The organism is Bacillus sanguinis, assembly GCF_018332475.1.
GTDB classification, from domain to species: Bacteria; Bacillota; Bacilli; order Bacillales; family Bacillaceae_G; genus Bacillus_A; species Bacillus_A sanguinis.
In genome coordinates, this window is record NZ_BOQB01000229.1 from 1 (window position 1) to 4,868 (window position 4,868).

Annotated in this window: 4 protein-coding genes; all 4 read right to left on the bottom strand. The window is 32.6% G+C overall.

Annotated features, from left to right (window positions below; all coding sequences use genetic code 11):
* Positions 1 to 167: 167 nt before the first annotated feature.
* Complete coding sequence (locus tag KI369_RS21890) at positions 168 to 794, bottom strand: LysE family translocator (protein ID WP_212957373.1); 627 nt, start codon at positions 792 to 794, stop codon at positions 168 to 170.
* 233 nt (positions 795 to 1,027) lie between these two features.
* The gene (gene nheC / locus KI369_RS21895) at positions 1,028 to 2,107 is read right to left on the bottom strand and encodes a non-hemolytic enterotoxin subunit C (RefSeq protein ID WP_212957374.1); all 1,080 of its coding nucleotides are present in this window, start codon (positions 2,105 to 2,107) and stop codon (positions 1,028 to 1,030) included.
* 107 nt (positions 2,108 to 2,214) lie between these two features.
* Positions 2,215 to 3,423 carry a non-hemolytic enterotoxin subunit B gene (gene nheB, locus KI369_RS21900; protein ID WP_212957375.1) on the bottom strand — a complete coding sequence of 403 codons (1,209 nt, stop codon included), beginning with the start codon at positions 3,421 to 3,423 and terminating at the stop codon, positions 2,215 to 2,217.
* A 31-nt stretch (positions 3,424 to 3,454) separates the two neighbouring features.
* On the bottom strand, positions 3,455 to 4,615 hold the full coding sequence (gene nheA, locus KI369_RS21905) for a non-hemolytic enterotoxin subunit A (RefSeq protein ID WP_212957376.1): 1,161 nt from the start codon (positions 4,613 to 4,615) through the stop codon (positions 3,455 to 3,457).
* Between the last annotated feature and the right edge of the window lie 253 nt (positions 4,616 to 4,868).

Genomic DNA, 4,868 nt, shown 5'->3' on the forward strand with positions numbered 1-4,868 from the left:
TTGTTATATAAATAATTTTAACTTTGATATAAGAGGTTAATAATGCCAATTATCCGAGAAAAAGATCAACTTCCCTACCTTAAAACCATTATAAAATTGTGGAATAGTAGCTTTAGAATAAATGAAACGAGAAATAACCGCCATTATTTCTCGTTTCATTTACATATTTATTTTTGGAAAAACAATCTAACTCCAAATACTAATAGTACTGCGCCCGTAATACCCTCTATTGTACGGTTCACTCGTTCTTTTCTTAAAAAAGTTCTTAATTGACGTATGAGTGAGATATAAAGTAAATACCATATTGCTGTCAAAGTTGTAAATGTGACTCCTAATAAAAGAAATTGGAGGAAGTGATTTTGATTACTCACAATAAATTGGGGTAAAAAACTAAGGAAAAATACAGCGGTTTTTGGATTTAAAATTGCCGTAGTAAATCCTTGTCTAAAGCTTTTTATTGCCCCAATATCCTTAGATTCCATTTCTATTGAACATGACATATCTTCTTTTTTATGTAAGGCACTTTTAATTGACTTTATAGCTAAGTAAATTAAATAAAAAGCCCCAGCATATTTTATAAATGTAAATAACATAGCAAATTTCATTAGGATGGCAGAGAGTCCTAGCGTCGCCATTATTGTATGAATCATCATTCCAGACATCGTTCCTAAGACCGTCTTTATTCCACCATTTTTACCATGCGAGATAGTATTTTTTGTAACTAGTGCAAAACCAGGACCAGGCATTATTATAATTAGCATTGCTGTAAGGATAAATAATAAATAGTTTTCCATGTTCTAGAATTTCCTTTCCAATTTTAAGTTTTGCTTACAGTATAGCTTTTTTCATTAAAACATTACATATAAAAAGCTTGATCAGAAGTATATCTAGGTTATTAATATCAATTTGGCTAAACATTCCCCCAAGCCACATTGATAAAACACAGGGCAAACTTATATATCAAATTACAAGCTCAACTCTCACAAAAAACAGGATAAAAAAATAAACAGCGGAACTAGTCCACTGTTTACTTCACCACGCCTTCATGTAATTTTTCTGTATAATCTTTTACATCTTTCCAGCTATCTTTTGCTGTATGTAAATCTTCTTTTATAAACGTAAATTCTTCAGGGCTGATTCCTTTTACGTTTTGTAATAAGTTATTATATTTTGCCCCTACTGTATACCATTGATTTGATATATTTTGCAGTGCTGTAATTGCTGCATCAATTGTTTCAGTCATATTTGTTGTTTTATTTTTCACATCTGTCAAAATTGCTACCTCTGCTTGTGCTCCAGAAATTCTATCTTTTAAATTGGCGATTTCTCTTTCTGCATTTGCGATATCTTTTTTCGCAATGGCAATCATTGGTCCGCCAGCAAGACATGTTATTAACGCTACACAAAGTACGCCACCAGCAATGACCATATCATTACTCTTTTTGATTGAATCGTTATATGTATTAATTTGTTGCTCTAGAGCTGGAATACCAGCATTCGTACTTGCTAAAATTGCTGTTAATTGATTTGTATCCTCTTTAAAACTATTTGTGTCTTTCGCCATTCTATCGCGAAAAGCTTTCAAATCCCCTAATAATACATCTACTTCATTTTGATTCTTTACAATATCCGCATACAATTTTTCTATATCCGCTTTTAACTTTACGCTATCTTTTTGATCAATCGCTATTAGCATGCTATTATAATACGCTTGAAAAGTATTATTGTAATTAATAATATTTTGATCTGTTTTCATAATTTGAGGTTTCATATTGTTTAACCAATACGTTGCGTTAATTTTTGCATCTCTTTGATGCTGAATCATATTTCCTTTAAACTCACCATTAATGGAATTTATTTTACTCAAATCAGTCTCTTGCTGATTTTGAATTAATTTTGCATATGAATCCATTGCAAATATGCTCGATGTCGTTTGTGCCATTACATCTTGGAACCCCGCTGGCCCGAGAGAATAATTTTTCACACTTTCTTGTAATGTTGTTACGTTCTGTTCTGCTGCAAAAGGATGTAAAGGAAATGCGTTACTCGTTGCCACCCCAGCAATCATTAACGTTAAAAGGCATTTTTTATAAAATCGTTTCTGCATACTTTTCACCTATATTCTTTATAAGAGTATAAAAAGCTCCTGCTCACAACTGAACAGGAGCTTCAAACCATTCATCAATACTTAATACTCTAACGATTCGTATTCGATTATGCTTTTTTCGTATCTACTACTTTAATATCTTCAGCATAAATCTTTTCTGCATAGTCTTTAATATTTTTCCAACTATCTTTCGCAATGTTTAAATCTTCTTTAATGAAAACAAGGTCATTTGGACTAATTGAATCTACATTTTGAAGTAAAGAATTGTATTTTGATCCCATTGTGTACCATTGGTTTGAAATATTTTGCAACGCTGTAATGGCAGTATCAATTGTATTTGTTAAATACTCCGTTTGTGTTTTAATGTTCGTTAACCCAGCTACTTCTAATTGCGCAGTTGTAACTTGTCCTGTTATTTTTTGAATTTCAGCTTGTGCATTATCAAGCTCTTTCTTCGCTAATACGATTCCAGCTGTACCACCGCCTACAGCTGCTGCACCACCTGCAATTAATGCGACTCCTAGCGGCGTTCCTGCACCTGTAGCAATAACTACTGCACCACCGATAATTGCAATTGGGCCTAATGCTGTTGCAACAGATGAACCGATAATAATTGCATTATATTTACTAATTGCTTCATTGTACGTTGTAATTTGATTTTGCAGAAGCGGAATTCCAGCATCTTGACTAGCTAATATAGATGTAATTTGATTCGCATCACCTTTGAAGTTTTGCGTATCGGACGTCATTTTATTTCTGAATTTCTTCAAATCTTCTACTAACTGATCTACTTGCGCTTTATTTTCATTAATACTACTTGATAATCTAGTTAAACCTTTCGTAAGAGTTGCTTTATCCTTTGCATCAACCGCAGTAACTAAAGTATCATAATAGTTTTGGAATTTCGTATTGTAATTAATGATATTTTGATTCGTTGAAATAAGCTGTGGTTTTAATACATCTAACCATTGCTTCGCATTTCCTCTAGCTGTATCCTGATGCTGAATCACTTTCCCTTTTAAAGCCGCATCAACAGACGATACATTACCAAAGTTAACATTCCCTTGTTTAATAATTGTTAAAGCGTACAGATCCATTACTAAAGCGTTTGAACCCGTTCTTTCCATTGCATCTTTTAGGCCTTCTGGTCCTAGTGAGTATTCCTCATATTCATTATAAGCTTTTGCTACCGCATGAACTGGAGCTTGTTTCACTGTACTTTCAGCTGCATACGTATGGGCTGGCATGATGTTCCCTGCTGCAAATACTGCCATAAGTGCTGATAGAGCCATTACTTTATAAGGTTTTTTTGTCATTTTTCTTCTCTCCCTATATCGTTACTTATTTTTAATGTACTTCAACATTTGTAACGTAATCTTCAAATTGATTCGTTTGTTTATTCATTTCATCACTTACTTTTTTAATTTGATTGAAATGTTTTTGAAGTAAACTACTATCTGTATATATGCCTTCTTCAACATTCTTTTGAATTTGGATCATATTATTATTTAATACTTTCCAATCAGTTAATAACGTTTCTAAAGTTGAGATTTGACGATCGATTAGTTCTGTAAAGCTACTTACTTGATCTTCAACGAATGTAATTTGTGTCGCCTCAGCTTCAGTTTGTGATAACTTTTGAATAAGTGGTAGTAGCTCTTTTTGCTTTTGCTGAATACGAAGAGCTGCTTCCCTCGTTTGACTATCAGCAGCATTTACAATTTCATTACTTAAAGTACCGATAGAAACAAAATCAATTGTTTTCGTTTGCGCAGTTTGATTTGTAATTGTAAATACTTGTTTACCGATATTAATAGAACCTTTAATAATTTCTTGAGGTCTATTCAAAATAGTAGTTAGTTCAGCTTGAATCTCCCCTTGAATTCTTTTAATATCTTCTCTTAACTTCACAATATCTCCACTTGATCCTTGCAGTGTTTTTATTGCTTCATCGGCTTTAATTGATAAGTTGCTACTATCTTTGTCTAATACCGTTTTAAATCGATTTAACTCTAATAAATCTTGCTCCATACTCTCTTGGATGCTTTGTACTTGCAGTTGTAATTTTCCATATGCATTTGTAAAATCTGCTTTTGCTTGTTCATCTTCATTTACGTTTCCTGCTAGTTCATAGAGCTTACTATAATAACTATTAAATCTAGTACTATATCTCATCATCTCTTGATTTAAATCGATTAGCTTCGGATTATATTCATCAATCCACTCTCTTACATTTGCCTTTGCAAACTTTTGATGATTCGTCAAACTACTCATCGCATTCACCTTAATGTCTGGCTGTTGTAAAATAACTAATCCGTATGCTTGTATAAGCGGTGACTGTGATCCTAACATTCTAATTGAATTGGATAATGTATTTGGAGCAATTACATTTTGTACATATACTGTTTTCACTTCTGTTTGCCCTCCTTCAGCGTAAGCGCTTACAGGAATAAAACAACTCGTAGATACTGCTGTAACCAATAACCCTGTAATTAAAGTCTTTTTCACTTTAACTCCTCCTATGTATTAGCAACTATTACTATCGCATTTTATTATTCTATTTTCTTGCATAGTTTGAGATGGTTAAAATAGAGAACGTTCTCCCCGTGATTCACGTACGAACCATCTCTCCCAACTTTTATTGCTACAGTACTTACTTATCGTTATAAAACATTTCATATGTGATTAGTATGAATAATATTGTATAAAATTTCTATTTTATAGCAATCTCCACATTCAAACAGTGAATATATTACATAAA

Excerpts from the sequence above, each read along its gene's own strand:
- nheC (WP_212957374.1), bottom strand. The coding sequence starts at position 2,107 with ATGCAGAAACGATTTTATAAAAAATGCCTTTTAACGTTAATGATTGCT.
- nheB (WP_212957375.1), bottom strand. The coding sequence starts at position 3,423 with ATGACAAAAAAACCTTATAAAGTAATGGCTCTATCAGCACTTATGGCA.
- KI369_RS21890 (WP_212957373.1), bottom strand. The coding sequence starts at position 794 with ATGGAAAACTATTTATTATTTATCCTTACAGCAATGCTAATTATAATA.